The 21,127-nt window shown below is 65.9% G+C and carries 18 protein-coding genes; 10 read left to right on the top strand and 8 right to left on the bottom strand.

The window, feature by feature from the left end; translation table 11 throughout:
- Positions 1–104: 104 nt before the first annotated feature.
- On the top strand, positions 105–386 hold the full coding sequence (locus CXR03_RS18085; protein WP_146070438.1) for a hypothetical protein: 282 nt from the start codon (positions 105–107) through the stop codon (positions 384–386).
- A 278-nt stretch (positions 387–664) separates the two neighbouring features.
- On the opposite strand, the gene CXR03_RS00250 is transcribed toward CXR03_RS18085, so the two are convergent.
- The gene (locus CXR03_RS00250; protein ID WP_104102711.1) at positions 665–2,005 is read right to left on the bottom strand and encodes an amino acid permease; all 1,341 of its coding nucleotides are present in this window, start codon (positions 2,003–2,005) and stop codon (positions 665–667) included.
- Positions 2,006–2,256: 251 nt separating this feature from the next.
- Here CXR03_RS00250 and CXR03_RS00245 point away from each other — a divergent pair, with 251 nt between their 5' ends.
- From CXR03_RS00245 to CXR03_RS00215, 7 genes are all read left to right on the top strand, one after another.
- Entirely contained in the window at positions 2,257–2,760 is a 504-nt protein-coding gene (locus CXR03_RS00245) for an Lrp/AsnC family transcriptional regulator (RefSeq protein WP_104052419.1), read from the top strand.
- Between the two features lie 437 nt (positions 2,761–3,197).
- Positions 3,198–3,956: an NUDIX domain-containing protein gene (locus tag CXR03_RS00240; protein ID WP_104101189.1), complete on the top strand. Its 759-nt coding sequence runs from the start codon at positions 3,198–3,200 to the stop codon at positions 3,954–3,956.
- A gap of 3 nt (positions 3,957–3,959) precedes the next feature.
- Positions 3,960–5,273, top strand: coding sequence for a quinolinate synthase NadA (nadA, locus tag CXR03_RS00235; protein ID WP_104101187.1), 1,314 nt, complete (start codon positions 3,960–3,962; stop codon positions 5,271–5,273).
- Positions 5,270–6,910, top strand: a complete 1,641-nt coding sequence (nadB, locus tag CXR03_RS00230; RefSeq protein WP_258073428.1) for an L-aspartate oxidase — start codon at positions 5,270–5,272, stop codon at positions 6,908–6,910. The genes nadA and nadB overlap by 4 nt, the downstream gene beginning before the upstream one ends.
- A 23-nt stretch (positions 6,911–6,933) precedes the next feature.
- Positions 6,934–7,824 carry a carboxylating nicotinate-nucleotide diphosphorylase gene (gene nadC / locus CXR03_RS00225; protein WP_181034453.1) on the top strand — a complete coding sequence of 297 codons (891 nt, stop codon included), beginning with the start codon at positions 6,934–6,936 and terminating at the stop codon, positions 7,822–7,824.
- On the top strand, positions 7,821–9,086 hold the full coding sequence (locus tag CXR03_RS00220; protein WP_104101183.1) for a cysteine desulfurase family protein: 1,266 nt from the start codon (positions 7,821–7,823) through the stop codon (positions 9,084–9,086). Before nadC ends, CXR03_RS00220 begins: the two co-directional genes overlap by 4 nt.
- A gap of 84 nt (positions 9,087–9,170) precedes the next feature.
- Complete coding sequence (locus tag CXR03_RS00215; protein WP_104101182.1) at positions 9,171–9,689, top strand: universal stress protein; 519 nt, start codon at positions 9,171–9,173, stop codon at positions 9,687–9,689.
- Here CXR03_RS00215 and CXR03_RS00210 read toward each other — a convergent pair.
- Positions 9,586–10,257, bottom strand: a complete 672-nt coding sequence (locus CXR03_RS00210) for a GNAT family N-acetyltransferase (RefSeq protein WP_104101180.1) — start codon at positions 10,255–10,257, stop codon at positions 9,586–9,588. The genes CXR03_RS00215 and CXR03_RS00210 overlap by 104 nt on opposite strands.
- An 88-nt stretch (positions 10,258–10,345) precedes the next feature.
- Here CXR03_RS00210 and CXR03_RS00205 point away from each other — a divergent pair, with 88 nt between their 5' ends.
- Entirely contained in the window at positions 10,346–11,752 is a 1,407-nt protein-coding gene (locus CXR03_RS00205; RefSeq protein ID WP_104101178.1) for a M20/M25/M40 family metallo-hydrolase, read from the top strand.
- Positions 11,752–13,266, top strand: a complete 1,515-nt coding sequence (locus CXR03_RS00200; protein WP_104101177.1) for an MFS transporter — start codon at positions 11,752–11,754, stop codon at positions 13,264–13,266. The genes CXR03_RS00205 and CXR03_RS00200 overlap by 1 nt, the downstream gene beginning before the upstream one ends.
- 13 nt (positions 13,267–13,279) lie before the next feature.
- On the opposite strand, the gene CXR03_RS00195 is transcribed toward CXR03_RS00200, so the two are convergent.
- From CXR03_RS00195 to CXR03_RS00170, 6 genes are all read right to left on the bottom strand, one after another.
- Positions 13,280–14,191, bottom strand: a complete 912-nt coding sequence (locus CXR03_RS00195; protein WP_104101175.1) for an oxidoreductase — start codon at positions 14,189–14,191, stop codon at positions 13,280–13,282.
- A gap of 42 nt (positions 14,192–14,233) precedes the next feature.
- Complete coding sequence (locus tag CXR03_RS00190) at positions 14,234–14,701, bottom strand: MarR family winged helix-turn-helix transcriptional regulator (RefSeq protein ID WP_104052409.1); 468 nt, start codon at positions 14,699–14,701, stop codon at positions 14,234–14,236.
- A 9-nt stretch (positions 14,702–14,710) separates the two neighbouring features.
- Positions 14,711–15,820, bottom strand: a complete 1,110-nt coding sequence (locus CXR03_RS00185; protein ID WP_104052408.1) for an LLM class flavin-dependent oxidoreductase — start codon at positions 15,818–15,820, stop codon at positions 14,711–14,713.
- Between the two features lie 101 nt (positions 15,821–15,921).
- Positions 15,922–16,725: a hypothetical protein gene (locus CXR03_RS00180; protein WP_104101173.1), complete on the bottom strand. Its 804-nt coding sequence runs from the start codon at positions 16,723–16,725 to the stop codon at positions 15,922–15,924.
- Positions 16,726–16,827: 102 nt separating this feature from the next.
- Positions 16,828–17,841: a hypothetical protein gene (locus tag CXR03_RS00175; protein WP_104101171.1), complete on the bottom strand. Its 1,014-nt coding sequence runs from the start codon at positions 17,839–17,841 to the stop codon at positions 16,828–16,830.
- A gap of 109 nt (positions 17,842–17,950) precedes the next feature.
- Positions 17,951–21,097 carry an efflux RND transporter permease subunit gene (locus tag CXR03_RS00170; protein ID WP_104101170.1) on the bottom strand — a complete coding sequence of 1,049 codons (3,147 nt, stop codon included), beginning with the start codon at positions 21,095–21,097 and terminating at the stop codon, positions 17,951–17,953.
- Positions 21,098–21,127: the final 30 nt, after the last annotated feature.

Below are 21,127 nucleotides of genomic sequence, written 5' to 3'. Positions count from 1 at the left end.
GATTTTCCCGGAAGTTCCCCTGCCGCGCCGCGCGGTGTGGTCCTTCACGGAAGGAGCCGCCGTGACCGGCCTCTTCCGTGAAGTGCTGCGACGGCACCCTTTTCGTGAACTCCAAGTGGCATTTTTACGACGGTCAACTGTTGGGAGAGTATTTCTGCCGGGTCGGTGAAGGCGGAAGCAGCGAGGACTGGCTTTTATTTTTTTACCGGGTATGGTCGAGACTATCCGTATTTGTTCTTTCAGAGGAGCCTAAATTGTCAGGTAAATCCCCGCAGGGTTCAAACGAGAAAAAGCCCGGCAAGTCCATCAAGGACAAGCGGGCCGAAAAAAGGGCCAAGATGAGTGCCGAGTCGGAGCTCGCACCCAAGAAGCGCAAGGGTAACTAGCCCCAGGCCCACTAGCGCCAGGGGCAGCGTGCTGTAGGCAGCTCCCCGGAACGCCCGCAGCCGCGAAGTTTTCAAGAAAGTTTCTTCGCGGCTGTTGGCCACGGGGTAATAATGCCGGCCCCATTAATTACGAACTATCCTTGCGGCTTTTTATGCGCAGCGAGATTTTCTATAACATTCCGTGCTGCTTCTTGCTCCGCTGAATATGACAGTCTTTGCTAATTGCTGCAAATTACCCGCACACATAAACGCAAAAATGCGGGTCCGGTGAATTTCAGCTATTTAAGCTGGCGGCCGGACTTCACCGCGCTGCGGTCCATGAGCCACGCGGCAAAAGCCAGTGCGCAGGTCAGGGCGAGTGTTGCCAGCAGCTGAACCCGGACCGCCGGGTCCAGGAAGCCGAGCACCACAATGCCGGCCAGCAGGGCCAGCGCAAAGTAGGAAAGCCAGGGGAACGCCCACATCTTGAACCGCAGTTCCACGCCCGCGGACTCGGCACGGCGCCGCAGGATAATCTGCGAAACAATCGAAACGCCCCAGACCACCAGGCAGGTTGAGCCCACCAGGTTCAACAGGATCATGAGAACCGTTTCGGGGTACAGATAGTTCAGTGCCACCGTCAGGAAACCGAAAGCCACTGAGGCCGCCACGGCGGCACGGGGGACACCGCTGGCGCCCTTGCGGGCGAGCGCCCGGGGAGCCCTGCCGCGCTCGGCGAGGGAAAACACCATCCGTGAAGCGCCGTAAAGATTTGCGTTCAGCGCCGAGAGCAGTGCCACCACAATGACCACGGCCATCACAACGTCTGCACCCGGAACACGTGCCTCCGCCAGTGCGGCCACAAAGGGCCCGGTGCTCAGGGATTCGCTGTCCCACGGCAGGATCGTGACGATCACCAGGACTGACCCGATGTAGAAAACCAGGATGCGCCAGACCACCGAGCTGATGGCTTTGGCAATGTTGGTTTCGGGCTCCTCGGTGTCGGCGGCAGCGACGGCCACGATCTCGGTGCCGCCGAACGCGAAGACCACCAGCAGCAGTCCGGCGCCGACCCCGCTCCATCCGTGCGGCATGAAGCCGCCGTTGCCGGTGAGGTTGCTCAGCCCGGGAGCCGGAACGTTGGGCAGCCAGCCGGCAATGAAGGCGACGCCGATGGCGAGGAACGCCACGATCGCCAGTACTTTGAGCAGTGCAAACCAGTACTCAAACTCTCCGAAGCTGGCGACGCCGCCCAAATTGATGGCCGTAAACAGGCTCATGAACACCAGCGCCAGCAGCCACTGCTGCGAACCGGGCCACATGGAGGCAACGATTGCCGCCGCAGCGGTTGCCTCGGCGGCGATGACGATCACCAGCTGCAGCCACCACAACCATCCGATGGTCGTTCCGGCCGGGCGGCCGAGTGCCTTCTCGGCATATACGGAGAAGGCTCCGCTGCTGGGGTCTGCCGCGGCCATTTCGCCCATCATCCGCATGACGAGGATGACCATGGTGCCGGCAATCAGGAAGGACAGCAGGACCGCGGGTCCTGCCGCCTGGATTCCGGCGCCGGAACCGACAAACAGTCCGGTGCCGATGGCGCTGCCCAGGCTCATGAAGACCAAATGGCGGGGGCGCATCTTGCGCACGGTGGGAGATCCTGCCGGTGCCGGTGCGGCTGGTCCGGTTGAACCGGTCGCGGACGTTCGGGTGGTCATGAAAAAAGACACCTTTGAAGTTGGGGATGCCGTGAAAGAGTGGAGTGCCGAAAACCGGCCGCGGCCATAGCTAACCATCTTATGCCGTGAGTGCACGTCGCTCAGTATGCGTATGATTTGTGCCACTATGCTTGCAGTTTGCACAGCATTTCGCCGTGCGGGGGAAGGAAAGCATGCCCACAGATGCCCTGGATGCACGCATTATTGCGTTGTTCACTGACGAGCCCCGGATGTCCGTCCTTGAAGCCTCGCGCACGCTGCAGGTGGCCCGCGCCACCGTGCAGGCAAGGTTGGACCGAATGCAGAAGGCGGGAGTCATTTCCGGATGGGGGCCGCGGATTGATCCGGCGGCACTGGGCTACTCGGTGCTTGCCTACTGCTCGCTGACCATCAGCCAGGACATTGGCCACGATGCCGTGGTTGCCGCGCTGGCCCGTATCCCGGAAATCCAGGAGATTCACACCGTCTCCGGCGAGAGTGATCTGCTGGCCCGGGTTGCCGCCCGCTCCAACTCGGACCTCCAGCGCGTCATTGATTCCATCGTGGCGACCCGCACCATTGTGCGGTCCTCATCCGTGATCGTGCTGAACACGCATTTTGACGGCCGGACCCTTCCGCTGCTGGAGGCGGCGTCCGGCGCGGACCCGGCCGAGCAGCAGGCTGCTGATCCTGCCTAATCCTGGAATTGAGTCGTCCGTATAACGGGCAGGCGCTGGGAGAAGCCTTCCTCTTCTTTTGCGATACCGTGCCCCCGGCCGCCGATCCTCCGCTGCCGGTGAGCCTGGGACGCAATGACGCGGTCATGCTCGAAAGTGCCTGCCTGCTTGAGGGCGCGGAGGAAGTGGGCAGGCGCACTCGCTCACAAGGGAGTCCTCGCGGCGCCGGGTGATAGATTCCGCGGACACGGTTTGCGTGTTTCCCAGCTGGCCGTGGAGGCGGCCATCTCTGCTGGCCTCGTCCCGCAGTGGCGTGCCCGGACGGACAACGCTGCGTCCGGCCCGCAGCCAAAAATGTGACACACCTCGCACGCCTTTGGCCCGAAATAAGTTAGAGTCATCCTGACTTTTACTCTTTCCTCCAGGCTTGGCCCGGGGGACCGGCCGGAAAGGGCCCAGTGGTTTACCAGCATCCGGCGCACAGATACGCGAACGTTTCCGAACGGGCACGGCAGCCCCCGGCACTGGCCATCTCCACCGTCATCTTTGCTCTCCGCCCGGGCCCCGACACCGGACGCCCCGCACTGTGGCTGCCGCTGGTGCGCCGCATCCGCGAGCCGTTCCGCGGCCTGTGGGCACTGCCCGGCGGACCGCTGGGCGCAGGCGAGTCCCTGCAGGAGGCAGCAGCCGGCAACCTGGCGCAGACCACCGGACTCGCACCGAAGTATTTGGAGCAGCTCTATGCCTTCGGCGGGACCGACCGGTCGCCGTCGCCGCGGGTGGTATCCATCGTCTACTGGGCCCTCGTGCAGCCCGACGAAGCAGCTTTGTCCCGGGAGGATGACAACGTCCGCTGGTTTCCGGCCGCGGCGGTGGGGGAGCTGGCCTTCGATCACAACGAAATTGTGGAGTACGCCCTGTGGCGGCTGCGCAACCGGATGGAGTACGGCTCCATCGCCTATGCCTTCCTGGGTGACACCTTTACCCTGGCGCAGCTGCGGGAAGTGTACGAAGCCGTGCTGGGCCGCGAGCTGGAACCGGCCAACTTCCGGCGCCAGCTGCGTGCAGCAGCGGACATCGAAGCCACGGACCAGTATTTGCAGGGCGGCAGGCACCGTCCGCCGCGCCTGTACCGCTACACCGGTGCCCTCCTGACCGGACAACCCGAAACACCGGCGGACCCGCCCGCCCGGACCAACCCAGCAACGGAGCACTAACCCATGAGTAATGCCCCCGGTACCTCGACGCCCAGTGTTGCCACCGCCGTCGAACTGATTTCGGCCGCAGCTGCCGCCCACGGACAATCCTCGACATCCACCTGCACTCCGGCCCTGGCCATGCCGCCGTGGGAATTCGACGGCGCCCGGCTGCCGGACTACGGGCCCGGCGCCTCGATGCATGATCCCGCGCCGCCCGCCACGCCCCGGCAGGGCAGCCTGCCGGAGGAATACCGGCAGGCGTCCGACGACGAGCTGCACCTGCGGATCGAAGCGGCCAAGGAAAAGCTCGGCGGGCGGGCCGTCATTCTGGGCCACTTCTACCAGCGGGACGAAGTGATCCGCCACGCGGACTTCGTCGGCGATTCCTTCCAGCTGGCCAAGGCCGCCAAGTCCAAGCCCGATGCCGAGGCCATCATCTTCTGCGGCGTCCACTTCATGGCTGAAACCGCTGACCTGCTCTCCGGACCGGACCAGGCCGTGGTGCTGCCCAACCTCGCCGCCGGCTGCTCCATGGCGGACATGGCGGACATCGATTCGGTGACCGCGTGCTGGGACCAGCTCACCGAACTCTTTGGTGCAGAGCCCGACGACGACGGCCGGCTTCCCGTCATCCCGGTCACCTATATGAACTCCTCGGCCGCGCTGAAGGGTTTCTGCGGCGAGAACGGCGGCATTGTCTGCACCTCCTCCAATGCCGCAGCCGTCCTGGAATGGGCCTTCGAACGCGGGCGCCGGGTGCTCTTCTTCCCGGACCAGCACCTGGGCCGGAACACCGCCAAGGCAATGGGGATCCCGCTGGAGGCCATGCCTACGTGGAACCCCCGGCTGGCGCTGGGCGGAAACACCGTGGAGCAACTGCGCCAATCACAGGTGCTGCTGTGGAACGGCTTCTGCTCGGTACACAAACGCTTCACCGTCGCCCAGATCGAAAAGGCCCGCGCGGACTTCCCCGGAGTGCGGGTGATCGTGCACCCGGAATGCCCCATGCCCGTGGTGGACGCCGCCGATGAGGCAGGCTCCACCGACTACATCCTCAAGGCCATCGACGCCGCCCCGGACGGCAGCACCTTCGCCGTCGGCACCGAGATCAACATGGTCAACCGGCTGGCGGCGCAGTATCCCCAGCACACCATCTTCTGTTTGGATCCCGTCATCTGCCCCTGCTCCACCATGTACCGAATCCATCCCGGCTACCTGGCCTGGGTGCTGGAGGGCCTGGTCCGGGGCGAGGTCCTGAACCGGATCACGGTTCCCGCCACCGTTGCCGTGCCGGCCCGCACCGCCCTGGAACGGATGCTGGCGGCACGGCCGTGATCGCCGTCGTCGGCGCCGGAATTGCCGGGCTGATGGCGGCCCTGAGTGCGGTGCAGGAGGACCCGATGGCCGAAGTAACCGTGCTCGCCAAGGGGGCGGTGCAGCAGTCCAACACCTGGCTGGCGCAGGGCGGAGTCGCCGCCGTCGTGCCGGAAGCTGCGGCGCCCGGAGACACGGCGGCCGCCCACGCGGCGGACACGCTGGCCGCCGGTGCCGGGAGGGGCGACGCCGAAGCGGTGCGGGTTCTCTGCTCGGCAGCCGGCGAACAGATCCGCCGCCTGTTGGAACTGGGCACACCCTTTGACCGTGATCCGGCGGGGGCGCTGGCGCTGGGCCGGGAAGCGGCGCACTCGGCCCGGCGGATCCTGCATGTCAACGGCGACAGCACCGGAGCCGGCATTGCCGCAGCGCTGCTGCAGGCCGTGGCCGCGGAACCGCGGATCGCCGTCGCGGAGCACGTCTTTGCCGCCGGACTGCTGCTCGAACAGGGCGGCGTCACGGGAGTGAAGGTGCTCCGGAACGGCGTGCTGGCTCCGCTCGCGGCCGACGCGGTGATCCTCGCAGCCGGGGGAGCGGGTGCCCTGTACGCGCACACCACCAATCCGGACTCGGCAACGGGCGACGGCGTGGCCCTGGCGGCCGGTGCCGGTGCCGCGGTGCAAGATCTTGAGTTTTTCCAGTTTCATCCCACCTCGCTGGACGTGCCGGGGAATCCGCTGATTTCCGAGGCGGTCCGCGGCGAGGGGGCGGTACTGCGCAATGCCGCGGGGGAACGTTTCCTGCTGGCCGGCTGGGATGCCCGGGCCCCCCACCCGGACGCTGAACTGGCTCCGCGCGACGTCGTCTCCCGGGCCGTCAGCGCCTATCTGCTGGACAGCGGGGAACCGTGCGTCTGGCTGGATGCCACCGGTGTTGCAGCGGCCCGCGGTCCCGGGTATCTGGCCCGGCGCTTTCCCGGTCTGGATGCCATGACCCGAAGTCACGGGTTGGACTGGGAACGGGACCTGCTGCCCGTGGTTCCCGCTGCCCACTACTGGATGGGCGGAGTGTCCACCGATCTCTGGGGCCGCACCACGGTGCCCGGGCTGTACGCAGTCGGTGAGTGTGCCTGCACCGGTGTGCACGGCGCAAACCGGCTGGCCTCCAATTCGCTGCTGGAGGGACTGGTGTTCGGCGCCCGGGCCGGCGCCGCTGCGGTGGCGGACGGGCAAACCGGGGCCTTTCCCACGGCCCTGCCCACTGTCTTGCCTGCCTCCGGACCGGCCGCGGAAGGGGAAGCTCCTGTCCCCGGGGACACGGGCCGGAAGGAGCCTGCTTTTAGCCGTGCTGCCCTTCAGGAACTCATGTCCGCCCGGGCCGGGGTGCTGCGCAGCGCCGACGGGCTGGCTGCTGCCGCCGCCGAGGTCGCCCGCTGGCAGCGGGACGCGGCGGGGACCGCAGTAACGAACCTTTTGGCACCGGAAGTGCGGGTGCTGGAAGACGCGAACCTGCTGACCTGCGCACGGCTGCTCCTGGCCGCTGCACGGCGGCGCACCGAATCCGTGGGTGCCCACTACCGAACCGACGCCGGGATCCGCCCGGCTGAGGAAGTCGCCGGCATGCAAGCTGCCGGCGACACCCTGCACCTCACCGCATGAGCTCCCCGAAGGGAAACACCTCCATGACCACCAGCACAGCGCTTCCCCATTCCGCTCATGCGTCGGCACCTGTTCCGCAGGATGCCGTGGACCGCATCGTTGCCGCGGCGCTCGCAGAAGACGCACCGTGGGGAGACATCACCTCCGAACTCCTGGTCCCGGTGGAAGCCCGGGCCTCGGCCGTCCTCACCGCCCGCGAACCCGGCATCTTCTGCGGAACCCAGGTCATCGAGGCAGCGTTCCGTCTCGCCTCTGCGAAAACATCAGTTCAGTTCCCGGTCCGGGACGGCGAGTTCTTCGAAGCGGGAACCGTTCTGGCGGAAATCACCGGACCCGCCCGCGCGGTGCTCACAGGTGAACGGGTGGCCCTGAACCTGGCGCAGCGGCTCAGCGGCATCGCCACCCTCACCGCGGCCTTTGTTGCGCAGGCTGCCGGCACATCCGCCCGGATTACGGATACCCGCAAGACCACGCCGGGCCTGCGCATCCTGGAACGCCACGCGGTCCGGTGCGGCGGCGGGCACAACCACCGGTTCAGCCTCTCCGACGCGGTGATGGCCAAGGACAATCACCTGGCGCTGCTGGCCGCCGGTGACATGGATTTGGGGCAGGCACTGGCAGCGGCCAAAGCGCGGCTGCCGCACACTGTGCACTTCGAGGTGGAGGTGGACCGGCTGGACCAGATCGATGCGGCGCTGGCCGGCGGCGCGGACACCGTGCTGCTGGATAACTTCTCCCCGGCGGATCTGCGCCGCGGTGTGGAGCTGATCGGCGGCCGTGCCCTCACCGAAGCCAGCGGCAATGTCCGGCTGGAAACCGTCGCCGAGATCGCCGCCACCGGGGTGGACCTGATTTCCGCGGGAGCGCTCACCCACAGCGTCCGGGCCCTGGACCTGGGACTGGACCTGAGGTGATTTACCTGGACGCGGCCGCCACCGCTCCGCCGCGGCGCGAAGTGCTGGAGGCCATGTGGCCGTACCTCACCACGGAGTTCGGCAATCCCTCCAGCTCGCACTCGGCCGGGGAATCCGCCGCCCGGGCGTTGACGGCAGCCCGGGAGACAGCGGCCCGGGTGCTCGGCTGCCGCCCCGGAGAGATCATTTTCACCTCGGGCGGCACCGAAGCGGACAACCTCGCAGTGAAGGGCCTAGCGCTGGCGGGGATGGACCGGATGGACCGGCGAGACCGTCTAGTGCAGGAAGGCGCAGGTGCCGCACCGCACCTGGTCTCCACCGCCGTCGAACATCCGGCGGTGCTGGAATCCCTGGATTACCTGCAGCGACGCCACGGTTTCAGCGTGACGCTGCTGCCGGTGGACGGAACAGGCCGGGTGGACCCCGAGGCAGTAAGTGCGGCACTGACGCCCCGGACGGTCCTCTGCTCGGTGATGTACGCCAACAATGAAGTCGGCACCGTCCAGCCCGTGGGTAAGATTGCCGCCCGCTGCCGTGCGGCCGGCGTGCCGTTCCACACGGACGCGGTTCAGGCCGGAGGCTGGCTGGACGTGAACGTGACTCGCCTGGGGGTGGACGCGCTGAGCCTGTCCGGACACAAGCTGGGGACGCCCAAGGGGATCGGGCTGCTGTACCTGCGCGGAGCGCCGGCACTTGAGCCGGTGATGCACGGGGGAAGACAGGAGCGCGGCCGGCGTTCCGGGACCGAAAATGTGGCCGGGGCCGTGGGGATGGCTGCGGCGCTGGCGCTGGCCGCAGCGGAGCGCGACGACGCCGCCCGGCACACGGCGACGCTCCGGAACAAGCTGATCGATACCGTGCTGCGAGACGTTCCCGGTGCCCTGCTCACCGGTCACCGGAGCGAACGGCTGCCCGGTCACGCCTCATTCTGCTTTCCGGGCACCTCGGGGGAAACGGTGTTATTGGAACTGGAACGGGCCGGAGTGCTGTGTTCCAGCGGATCGGCCTGTGCTGCCGGATCCGATGAACCGTCGGCTGTGCTCACTGCGATGGGGCTGGACCGGGCAACTGCGCAGACGGCCGTGCGGTTTACGTTTACGGCTGCCCTCACGGAGGACGACGTCGACCGGGCCGCGCGGGCGGTCGCCGCCGCCGTCGAAGCAGTGGGAGGACTGGCGCCGGGGCCCGCTTGCAGCGGGCAAGGCCCAACGAGTCAAGCGCCCGCCGGCAATCCGCGCCTCATGAGGCAGATGGTGCTCTAATCCGGTACACATGCTCGAAGTGCTGTGACACCTTAGCTGTACAACATGAGACTCATGGACGGTCCCAGAGAAGGAGTCAACATCATGACGAACCCCAATTCCAAGCCGCAGGTCCTGGTGGGTGTCGTGCCCGGTACGGCTGCCGCGGTGGTCGACGTAGCTGGAGGGTTAGCCGACAGGCTCGGGGCGGACTTGGTCTGCGCCACTGTCGACGCCTCCAGCGAGGAAGTCAAGCAACGAGCCGACGGAACGGTGGTGTCCGAGCCCATCAATCCCGACCTGCCTTTCGAAGAGACCCAGATGTTCGATCCCGGACTTCGGGCAGAGATTGCGGGAGCATTGGATTCGCACCCCGTAACGTGGTCCGTCCGTGCACTGGCCGGTGGTCCGGTGCAGGAGCTTGCCCGGCTGGCCGACCAACTGGACGCGGCTATGATCGTTGTCGGCACACGCGAATCAGGTTTCCGGGGCTCAATTGAAGAGTTTTTCACCACCTCCGTCATGGTTCAGCTTGCCCACCATCAGCACCGTCCGGTGGTGGCTGTTCCGTTGCACCCGGTCCTCGACGACGGGTTGCTGCCGTGGCAAAGTCCAGGTGATTGAACGACACGCTCGCGACTTCCGAAAGCAGGTCCCGGCTGTGGCGGCGCTCTGACACGGGCGGATCAAACCGGGTGTCCTGCAGGGTTCCGCCGTCGTCCAGCCAACCCCGCCGGGTGTAGAAATCTATGGCCCTTTTATTGCTCGCTTCAACCCACAGGAACGCCTTGGTGTATCCCAGTGACAGGAGTTTTTCTTCCGCCGCGGCAAACAGGGCCGAGCCGACACCCTGTGCCCATGAGTCCGGATGCACGTTGATTGCGTAGAGCTGGCCGGTTGCTGATGCTGAGCCGGCATTCGAATCAGAATCAGCCGCGCCCTCAGCGGGCCCGACAATACAGAACCCGGTGACCCCGCTGTCTGTTTCCGCGACCAAGTGGAACGTTCCCGGCCTGGGCTCCAGAATGTTCCGCCGCCACCCTCTGGTCTGCGCCTCGGGATTCAGGCCGTCCAGATACTCGTCGGACATGACATTTCGGTAGGCAGCCCGCCATGCCGAGATATGGATGTCGGCCAGCCGGGGAGCGTCGCGTTCAACCGGGGATCGAACAAGGACCGTGGAGCTGGTCATTTTATTCTCCTGATGTGCGACGACGGCTGCGGTGTGGCAGCAAGGCTACCTCAACCGTGTCCTATGTGATGGCCGTTACACTCGGCGCATGCACATCAAATCCACGTCATCCCGCGTGCGGGAAACCGACGGCGGGCAGGCCCTCTCCATCGGCACCGAAGCGGCCCCCAAGCTGTCCCGGCTTATTACCTACCGGACCGTCTCCTCCCGGGACCCGCGCCAGGTCCGCATCGATGAGTTCGACGGCTTCATCGATGCCCTCCCCGAACTGTTTCCTCTGGTCCACGAGAAGCTGTCGCGGGAACGGGTCAACGGGCACGGACTGCTGTACCGCTGGCAGGGATCGCAGGGATCGCAGGGCGAGGGGCAAGGACCGGTGGTCCTGATGGCTCACTATGACGTGGTTCCGGTGGAAGACCCTGCCTCGTGGACACATCCGCCCTTCTCCGGAGAGATCGCGGACGGCCGCATTTGGGGCCGGGGTTCACTGGATGACAAGGGCTCCCTGACCGCCATCCTGGAAGCGGTGGAGCAGCTGCTGGCGGCGGGGTTCATCCCTGCGCGGGACGTGTACCTGTCCTTCGGCAACAATGAGGAAACCGCCGGCGACACCGCCGGAGCGGCCGCCGCACTGCTGGAAGGCCGCGGCATCCGCCCCTGGCTGGTGCTCGATGAAGGCGGTGCCGTGGCCGGGCAGGCCTTCCCCTTTGTGGACCGTCCGGTGGCGGTGGTCGGAGTCTCCGAGAAAGGCATTCTGGACGTGGAGCTGTCCACCGAGGATGCCGGCGGTCATGCCTCCACGCCGCACCGCCTCGGAGCCACTGCACGACTGGCCCGCGCCATCACCCGCCTGGATGCCAAACCGCTGCCCGCGGTCCTGCCCGAGCCCACAGCGGAAATGATCGGCCGGCTGGCCTCGTCGGCCCGCTTTCCGGCGCGGCTGGTGTTCGGCAACCTGCGCATCTTCCGGAGGCCGCTGACCCGGGTGCTGGCCCGGATGGGCGGTGAACCCGGGGCCCTGACCCGCACCACCGTGGCCGTCACCCAACTGCAGGGCAGCTCCGCCTCCAACGTCATCGCGTCCCGGGCCACGGCCAACGCCAACATCCGGGTTGCAGTGGGGGAGACGGTGGCCGGCACGGTGCAGCGGCTGGAGCGGATCATCGCCGATTCCTCCGTTTCCCTGCGGGTGATCGAAGGCAACGAACCGGCACCGGTCTCCGCCACGGACAATGCCCAGTTCGCCCTGCTGGAACAGGCCATTGCGGCGGTGTTCCCGGACGCCGTAACCGCTCCGTACATCATGCTCGGAGGTACCGATTCCCGCCGTTTCACCGGTATCTGCGATGCCGTGTACCGGTTTGCTCCGTTCCGGATGGGCAGACAGGACCGCGCGAACATCCACGCGGACAACGAGTCCCTGTGCATTGAGACTTTCGGCGAAGGAATCCTCTTCTACACCCGGCTGCTGCGCACCCTCGGGAACAGGCAGTGATGCGGGCCGCCGACGTCGGGCACCGCAGCCTGCGCTCGCTGGGACCGGTGGTGCTCTTCCTGGCCCTGGCGGAAATCACCTCCGGCATCCTCCAGGGGTATTACACGCCCATCCTCACTGACATTGCGCGGAACCTGGGGATCAACGACGGCGACGTCAACTGGTTTGAAGCCGCCCAGCTGATGCTCAGCGCGCTCGCCGTTCCCGTGCTCGCCAAACTCGGTGACATCTACGGGCATAAGCGGATCCTGCTGGTCTCCACCGTCCTGACGGCGGCGGCGTCCTGGGGCGTCGCCTTTGCCCCTGAGTTCTGGACCTTCCTGGCCGCATGGTCGCTGCAGGGCTTCTACGTGGTGTGGCTGCCGCTGGAAATCGCGCTGATCTTCAGCCGTGCCTCCGCGGCTCCGGGCGGCGCTGCCCTGACCCGCAAGGCCGCCGGTGTCCTCGTGGGGGCCCTGCAGTTCGGAGTCATTGCCGGTGCGCTGGCCGCCGGTGTCCTGGTAGAGGTCTTTGCCGGACGGCTGCAGCTGACGCTGATGATTCCGGCGGTGGCCGTAACCCTGTGCATTGCCGCCGTGCAGTTCGGCGTTCCGGAAACTCCTGAGCGGGCCGGCGGCATCCTGGACGGCAGGGGCTTCCTGCTGCTGGCCTTCGGGCTGCTGCTTCTTACCTCAGGTTTGAGCTTCCTGCGGATCAACGGCCCGGGCACCTGGTGGGTCTGGGGGATCCTGCTGGCAGGAGCGGCGGCGTTTGTGCCGTTTGTCCGCTGGGAACTGGGCCGCACGGATCCTCTGGTGGACTTCCGGATGCTGCGGGATCCGGCCATGTGGCCGGTGCAGCTGACTGCCGGACTGTTTGGCATCTCGGTGCTCGGTGCCCAGGCGCCCATGTCCACCTTCGCCCGCACTGACCGGCAGATGCACGGCTACGGCCTGGGGTTGGATGCCGGAGATGTGTCCATCATCATCGGCTCCTACGTGTTGTCCGTGCTGATCGGCGCCCTGCTGTTCCCGGTGGTCTCGCGGTACGTTACGCCGCGGCTGACCCTCTGCGGTGCGGCAGCCCTGGTGGGATTTGGCTACCTGTTGTTCCTGCCCTTCCACGACACGCTGGCCCAGACCCTGACCAACATGATCGTTGCCGGACTGGGATCGGGAGCACTCGTGGCGGCGCTGCCGTCGGCCGCCGCCGCAGCAGCCCCGCCCAACCGCACGGGCATGGCCACCGGGCTGACCAACACCACCAAAACCATCGGCGGCTCGTTCGCCTCCGCCGTGTTCGGCATTGCACTGGCCAGCGCCGCCGCGGACGCTTTGGCAGGCGGGGCCCAAAGAGCGGAAACGGCGGCACCGCTATCGGGCTATCTGGTGGTTTGGGCCGTGTGCTCGGTGACCGGGTTCATTGCTGCCGGGCTGCTCCTCCTGGTGCCGCGGCTCGCCTTCGCTGATCCGCCGCTGACGGCGGCGGATCCTGGGATCTCAGTACCGCCGGAGGGCCGGGGCGCAAACGGCTAGATGTTCGACGGCGTTAGTCGAGTCCGGGAAAACGGACGCCCGTGAGTTCGGCGCTGACGTCCCAGAGGCGGCGTGCCGTATCCGGATCCAAGGCCTGCGGAGCCGGTGTTACGAGCACGGGCCGCCCACGGAGTTGGCCCGGACCACCCGGGCCGTAGAACTCCCCGCCCCGGACCTCTGGGGCAGTTGCCGCGTACAGCGTAGGCAGCGCTCCGAGTGCCCCACTTTGGCCCAGCAGGCGGAAGAACGAACCTAAGATGTCCAGAGTGGCCGGGTGATTCATGCCGGAGGTGAGGTTGGTGTTGGTAAAACCGGGATGGGCCGCGACCGCGATCAGCTTTTCGCCGTGTGCTTGGAGCCGTCGCTGGAATTCGAAAGTGAACAGCAGATTGGCCAGCTTGCTCTGGTTGTACCGCGCCCAGGGGCGGTACCGGCGCTGCGCGGTGAGGTCCGCGAAATCGATCCGGCCCCCGCGGTGGGCCAAGCTGGAAACGGTGACGACGCGAGCGGCGGGAGCCTGGCGCAGCGCCGGCAGCAGCAGGCCGGTCAGGGCAAAGTGGCCCAGATGGTTGACGCCGAACTGCAGTTCAAATCCGTCAGCGGTGGTCCGGTGCGGCGTGGCCATGACCCCGGCGTTGTTGATCAGCAGGTCCACCGGCCCGTCCTGATCGGCTGCGAACCGGCGGATGGAATCCAGGGAGGCGAGATCCAGTTGCCGCAGATGAACGTCACTGTTTCCGGTTTCAGTGCGGATCCGCGTCTGGGCAGCCTCGCCGCGCTGCCGGTCCCGGCAGGCCAGATCCACGCGGGCACCCTTGGCGGCAAGGACGAGCGAGGTCTGCAGGCCCAGTCCGCTGTTGGCCCCGGTGACGACGGCGGTGGTTCCGGACAGGTCCGGGATGGACTCGATGCTGAAGTTCTCCACTTGGCTCCCGCCGCCGTTCGGGTAGGGGTGCTTCAGTGCTGCCTAGCTGTCGCTGTCTGCCAGGCTGGCCAGCACCTTGTCCGTCAGCGATTTTAGCTCCGCCAGTTCGGCCTCGGTGAGTGCCGGCGTCAACAGCTCGTAGATACCGCGCACATGTGCCCGGCCCAGCCGCCGCTGCAGGGCGAGCCCTTCCTCCGTCAGGGAAAGCTCCACACCGCGCTGGTCGTGCTGGGCGGGCCGGCGCTGCACCAGCCCTTTTGCTTCCATCCGTTCCACCATGCGGCTGAGGCTGGGCTGGCTGATCAGCAGGTGCTCATTGAGCTCGTTGAGGCGGATCCAGCCGGTGGGGCAGCGGGTGAGGTTGAACAGGACGTCATACTCCCGCATGGACAGTTCCTTGAAGGCCGGATCCCGCTGCAGGCGGCGCATCACTCCCACCTGGGTCCGGAAGAGGGACTCCCAGGCCTCGGCTGCCTGTCGAACGGGGGTGCTGCTGGTATCCAGGGACATGTCTTTAGCCTACTGAAGAGTTGGGGCAGGGGCGGAACGTGACGACATCTGAGCTGCGGCTACCCGTGCGGCGTGGGTGGGCCCCTCGGGAACATCTGCCGGACGCCGGGCATCGAATTCACGCCTGAGTTCCGGCAGCACGTATTCGCCGAACAGGTCCAGCTGCTCCAGGACGGTCTTCAGCGGCAGGCCCGCATGGTCGATCAGGAACAGCTGGCGCTGGTAATCGCCGAAGTACTCCTGGAAGGACAGGGTCTTTTCAAGGACCTCCTGCGGGCTGCCGACGGTCAGCGGAGTCTGCGCCGTGAAGTCCTCCATGGAGGGGCCGTGGCCGTAGACGGGAGCGTTGTCAAAGTACGGCCGGAACTCATTGACGGCGTCCTGTGAGTTTTTGCGCATGAAGAACTGTCCGCCCAGGCCCACGATCGCCTGGTCGGCACGGCCGTGGCCGTAGTGCTCGTAGCGTTCGCGGTAGAGGCTGATGAGCTGCATGTAGTGCTCCTTCGGCCAGAAGATGTTGTTCGCGAAGAAGCCGTCGCCAAAGTAGGCAGCAATCTCCGCAACCTGCGGCGTGCGGATGGAACCGTGCCACACAAAGGGGGCAACGCCGTCGAGCGGGCGCGGAGTAGCGGTGAAGTTGCGCAGCGGGGTCCGGAACTTGCCCTCCCAGTTCACCGTCTCCTTGTCCCAGAGCTGGCGCAGCAGGTTGTAGTTTTCCACCGTCAGTTCCACCGAGTCCTGCATGTTCTTGCCGAACCAGGGATAGACCGGAGCGGTGTTGCCGCGGCCCAGGACCAGGTCCACCCGGCCGTCGGCGAGGTGCTGGAGCATGGCGAAGTCCTCGGCGATCTTTACCGGATCATTGGTGGTGATCAGCGTGGTGGCCGTGGAGAGAATGATCCGGTCGGTCTGCGCGGCAATGTAGCCCAGCAGTGTGGTGGGGGAGGAGGCGTAGAACGGCGGGTTGTGGTGCTCACCGGTGGCATACACATCCATGCCGATTTCTTCGACCTTCTTGGCGATGGCGACGGCGGCCTTGATCCGTTCGCCCTCCGTGGGGATCCGTCCGGTGACGGGATCGCGGGTGATGTCGCTGACGCTGAATACGCCGATCTGCATGGTGTCCTCCGATGTGGCTGGTGCAGCTACAAGTATATGCATTTGCATCTACATGTGCGACAACGATGCTCAACCGTGGAACATTCCCGGCGCCAGGATGCCTACCGGGGTTCCTGGCTCCCGGGCCGAACTGCTGACCATGTGGCGGCGCTACCGGAGCCGGGGAAGACGATGTGCTTCATGACTCCGTCTCCGACCGCCCGGTCCGCCGTGTAGTAGGACGACAGATCGGGGACATTGGGGTCATAAGGCGCGTAGAGCCCCGGCGCAAGAGCAGTAACCCGGCCGTCGATGAGTCTGCCGCTGAACCACGCGGCGACCCGGTAGTCCAGGGATGCGGCGTCCACGATCAACGGGTAACCGGGGTAGGCGGCGCTGGTTGTGTCCGCGGTGACCGGGGCAGGGACCGCGGGGGATGCCGATGTGGATGCCGCACTGTCCGTAGCGGTCTCATAGGGTGCGCAGCGGGTCAGGAGTTCCGCGACGGCGCTTTGCCACGTCTCGATGGTGACGCTCCAGGCGGCGTCTGGGTTCTCAGCCCGCTGGACGGTGGCGTCCATGGGGGAGGCCAGCTCTTCCACCGGGGCTTCCATGTCATGCGGAGCCCGACCGGCTATGCCATGGACTTCTTGGCCCAGCGTGCTGGCTGTTTCGACACTTCCCCCAAACCCGCTCGTTCCGTCACCAACCTTCAGGAGATAGATGCTCTGATAGAGGGGGCCTTCGCCGTTGGTCTCGAGGAGCTTTGCGCAGGTTTGCTCTTCGGAGTCCCGCGAGACCACTTCGGCGGACGGTGCGGCGGTGGCCGAGCCGGAAGCAGGCAGCGCGCCGGGCTCAGCGGCCGCCGCACCGCAGCCGGTCAGGAACAGCAGTGTAAGGGCAGGGACGGCGACGGCTTTTCTCATGGTTCCTCCGGGAATCGTAAACAGTCGTCCCACCCTAGCGGCTGAATCGGCCGGCTGCGCAGAGGTGTGCGCCTAGTCCAGATGAAGAAAAAGCCGATCCCGCTACTGGTTTAGCAGCCCCGACGAATCCTCCGCAATGACGAAGTCCCTATCCGTCTCCTTGACTAGTTTCACAGTGAGCTTATACGTACCGGGGACCGTGAGATCCGGAACCCAGATCTCCTCCGTTGACGAAGAAGCCTGGTCTGTCTTGGCCTGCACTCTGTAGGCAAGTTTGTCGCCGGACCAGGATTGGGGCACATCAATGCCTTCGAGGGACCAGATGAGGGAGAGCCTGTCCCCGGACAGCTTCTCAAAATCCAGGTTTACGGGAATAACCCAACCGTGTGGTTCCGGGCTGGCGTCATATGTTCCCTCGACCATGCTGAGGGCATCAACGATGAGTGGTGCAGCGTCTCCCGAAGACGTTTGGGCAACCGCATCTTCGAAGAACTCTTGCGCAGCCGGATCTGCCGGCGGAGCGTCTTGGGCCGGGGCAGCTTGTAGGAAGATTTTCATGTCGGATGGCTCAAAGTAGCCTGGGTCATTAAAAAGGATTCCCCCAACATCCCTGGCAGTGTTCTCCAGCACTACGTCCGTAACTGTGCCGGGAGGGCTCGTGGAAGGACTCTCCGGGTCAGTCGATTCGGTGGCTGACTCACTGGGGCCACTGGATCCACCGGTACCGGTATCGGATGATCCGGTGGGTACGGCGGGTTCAGGCGGAACGGGTGATATCCCGGGCACCGCCGGCGTCGGCAGGAGAGAGGGGGCCACGGCATGGGCCGCCCCGGCTGCGCCGTCAATGGTTATCGGGTGAGCCGCGGCGCCCTCACTGTCGCGCACAAGGGTCACGTAATCGCCGAGGGTTTCGGTCATGAAATCACGAAGCGCCAACGGCCTGCTCTCTTCGGTCACCTCAACGGTCGCTTCGTCCTTGGTGTCGCCAGGGTTGAAACGGTCCCAGAGCCCGACGACGGAGGCGGCTGCGGCGGCGAGGGCACCGACGGTGAGAATCAGGGACGTGCCGCGGCGATACCACGGCGTATTGGCTTTCGGCTTGGGTTCGTCATCCATAGCCTGCCTCCCCTACCAAGGAGTGACCTTATGGGCGTCACGGCGGCTCCCTGAAAGGGTCGGGAACGGGCGTCCATGAGACTAACGCTCCTCCGCGGTCCGGCCTGCGTCAATCACTAATTAAACGGTTGGCGGCGTGATTCGCCGAGTGGCGGCGCCGGCCGGCCCGCTTCTCCCGGGAGCCTTCCACCAGCCGGTACAGGACCGGCACCAGAACGAGGGTCAGGACGGTGGAGGAGACCAGGCCGCCGATCACCACGATCGCCAGCGGACGGGAAATGAAGCCGCCTTCACCGGTGACACCCAAGGCCATGGGGGTCAGGGCAAAGACAGTTGCCAGCGCGGTCATCAGGATGGGCCGCAGCCGCTGCCGGGCGCCGCGCATGATGGCATCGGCCACGTTCATGCCCGGCTCCCCGTTGTGCGGGCGCCGGTACTGGTTGATCAGGTCCACCAGCACGATGGCGTTGGTGACCACAATGCCCACCAGCATCAGCATGCCCACCAGGGAGGGCAGACCCAGCGGCACTCCGGTGACCAGCAGCAGCAGGATCGCGCCGGTGGCCGCAAACGGCACGGATACCAGCAGGATCAGCGGCTGAATGAGGGACTTGAACGTGGCCACCATGATCACGTAGACAATGGCGATCGCCGCCAGCAGTGCCAGTCCCAGCTGGGTGAAGGACTCGTTCTGCTGGGTGGCGGCGCCGGAGAGCGTGGCCGTGACGCTGGCGGGCAGGTCCAGCTCCGCCAGCTTGTCCTGGACCTCGGTAATGGCCGCGCCCAGATTCTCTCCCGCCGGGGACACGGAGACGACGGCGGTGCGCTCGCCGCCGGAGGAGGAGATCGACGTCGGGACGTCCACTTCCTCAACCGTGGCCAGCGAGCTCAGCGGAACGGTGCCGGACCCGGCGGGAACGGGAACCCGGCTGAGCTGCTCCACACTGGTGATCTGCGTTCCTTCGCCGATGAGCACGGGGAAGTCGTCGGTGCCGATGCGGATGGTTCCGGCCGGCAGCGGACTGAGCGTGGAGGCCACCAGACCGGCAATCTGCTGTTCATTCAAACCTGCAGCCACTGCCTTGGCACGGTCAATCGACACCTGGACCACGGGGGAGGAGGATGACAGGTTGCTGGTGACTTCACCTGCGGCAGGCAGCGAGGACATCGCTTCCACTACCTCATCGGCCGCCGGCTGCAGTTCACCGGGATCGCCGGCGGACAGGCTGATGTCCACCGTGTTGGAGGTGCCGAAACCGCCGCCGGTGCTGCCCAGGGTGATGTTCCCGGCGTCGTCGTCCAGGGAATCCAGTTCGCTGCTAACCGTTTCCCGCAGCGCCACCTGGTCAACACCCGGCTCGGTGATGACCGTGTAGGAGGCCACCGCGGATCCGCCGGAGCTGAAGGCGGCGAAACCGGCGCTGGAGGTGCCCATAGTGACCTGGACGTCCTTGACGCCTTCAGTGCCGCGGAGCACCTCCTCCACCTCTTCGGCTGCGGCGGAGGTGGTTTCCAGCGAGGTGCCCGGGGGCAGTTCCTGCCGGACGCTGAAGGTGTTCTGCCCAGTGTCGCCCAGCAGGTTGGTCTGCAGCAGCGGGGTCATGGCCGCCGTGGCGGCAAGGACAATCACGCCGGCCACCACGGTGTACACCGGATGCCTCTGGGTGGTGCGCAGGATCGGCACATAGCCGCGCTGCAGGAAGGTTTTGGTTTCCCGAGCTTCCACTTCGGCGCGGTACGCCGCCGGGTCTGCCACCGGCTGGCCGGACTTCAGGAACCAGTACGCCAGCACCGGAACAATGGTCAGGGAAACCAGCAGGGACGCCAGCAGCGCCAGGGAGGTGGTGATGGCGAACGGGCGGAATAGCTCACCGGCCAGCCCGCCCACAAAGGCGATCGGAGCGAAGACGGCAACGGTGGTCAGGGTTGAGGCGGTAATGGCGCCGGCGACTTCGCGCACGGCGGTAAGGATGGCCGTCCGCTTGTCCGTGCCGTACCCCAGGTGCCGCTTGATGTTCTCGATGACCACAATGGAGTCATCCACCACCCGGCCGATGGCAATGGTCAGCGCGCCCAGGGTCAGGATGTTCAGCGAATAACCGAACGCCAGCAGGCCAATAAAGGTCACCAGCAGGGACAGCGGGATGGAGACGGCGGTGACCAGAGTGGAGCGCAGCGAGAGCAGGAAGACCAGGATCACCAGGACGGCGAAGCCCAGGCCGAGGATGCCTTCGGTGGTGAGGTTGGAGATGGATTCTTCGATGAACGGGGCCTGGTCAAAGACCACGGTGAACTTGGCGCCGTTGCCGAGCTCTGATTCCAAGGCGGGCAGGAGATCGGTCACCTGGTGGGAAATGCCAACTGTGTCGCCCGCGGGAGTCTTGGTGATGGACACCGCCAGCGTCGGCTGTCCATTGGTGCGGGTAATTGAGGTGTTCTCGTCTTCCACGATCTCCACCGAGGCAACATCGCCGATGGTTACCGGATCCGTGGAAGCGTTGGAGCCGCCGCTGCGGGTGGACTCCACCGGCAGGGCGGAGACCTTCTCCAAACTGTCCAGCGGACTGCCGATCTGGATGGACAGAGTGCGGGTGTCTTCAGCGACGGTACCCGCGGGCACCAGGGCGCCGCTGTTCTCCAGCGCGGAGGAGATCGCCGACGGCGTGACGCCCAGGGCGGCGAGGGCCGCCTCATCGGGCAGGATGGAAATGCTCCGGGTGGATCCGCCGGTAACTTCAGCGGTGCGTACCCCTTCAATCTTTTGCAGCCGCGGAACGGTGAGCCGCTGCAGGTCGGCGTTGAGTTCGGCCAGCGGCTCATCCGAGGAGACCGCAAGGTACACGATCGGGAAGTCGCTGATGCTGCCGGCCAGGGACTGCGGGTTGGCGTCATCGGGCAGCAGCTGGCGCGCGTTGGAGATGGCGCGGTCCACCTGGCCGCGGGCACGGTCCAGATCCGTGCCGTAGGCGAAGGTCAGGCTGATGGTGGAGATCGAGCTGCGGGAGGTGGCGGAGGAATCCTCCAGGCCTTCCACCGCGGTCAGCGCACCTTCCAGGGGTTCACTGATCTGCTTGTCCACCACTTCCGGTGAGGCGCCGGGCAGTGCGGTGATCACGGTGATCTGCGGGAACTCCAGCGACGGAATGAGCTCCTGCTTCAGGGATCCCATGGAGATCACCCCGAAGACGGCAATGAACACCGTGATCAGGGCAATGAGCGCCCGGTTGGAGAGGGAAAACTTAGCCAAACGGTCCATGAGCCTGCCTTCGGAAGGGCTGAACTAACG

Source organism: Arthrobacter sp. 08Y14 (assembly GCF_002929455.1).
In the GTDB taxonomy this organism is placed as follows: domain Bacteria; phylum Actinomycetota; class Actinomycetes; order Actinomycetales; family Micrococcaceae; genus Arthrobacter_B; species Arthrobacter_B sunyaminii.
The sequence above is the reverse complement of the archived record's forward strand: the minus strand, read 5'-3'. Positions and strand labels throughout refer to the sequence as shown.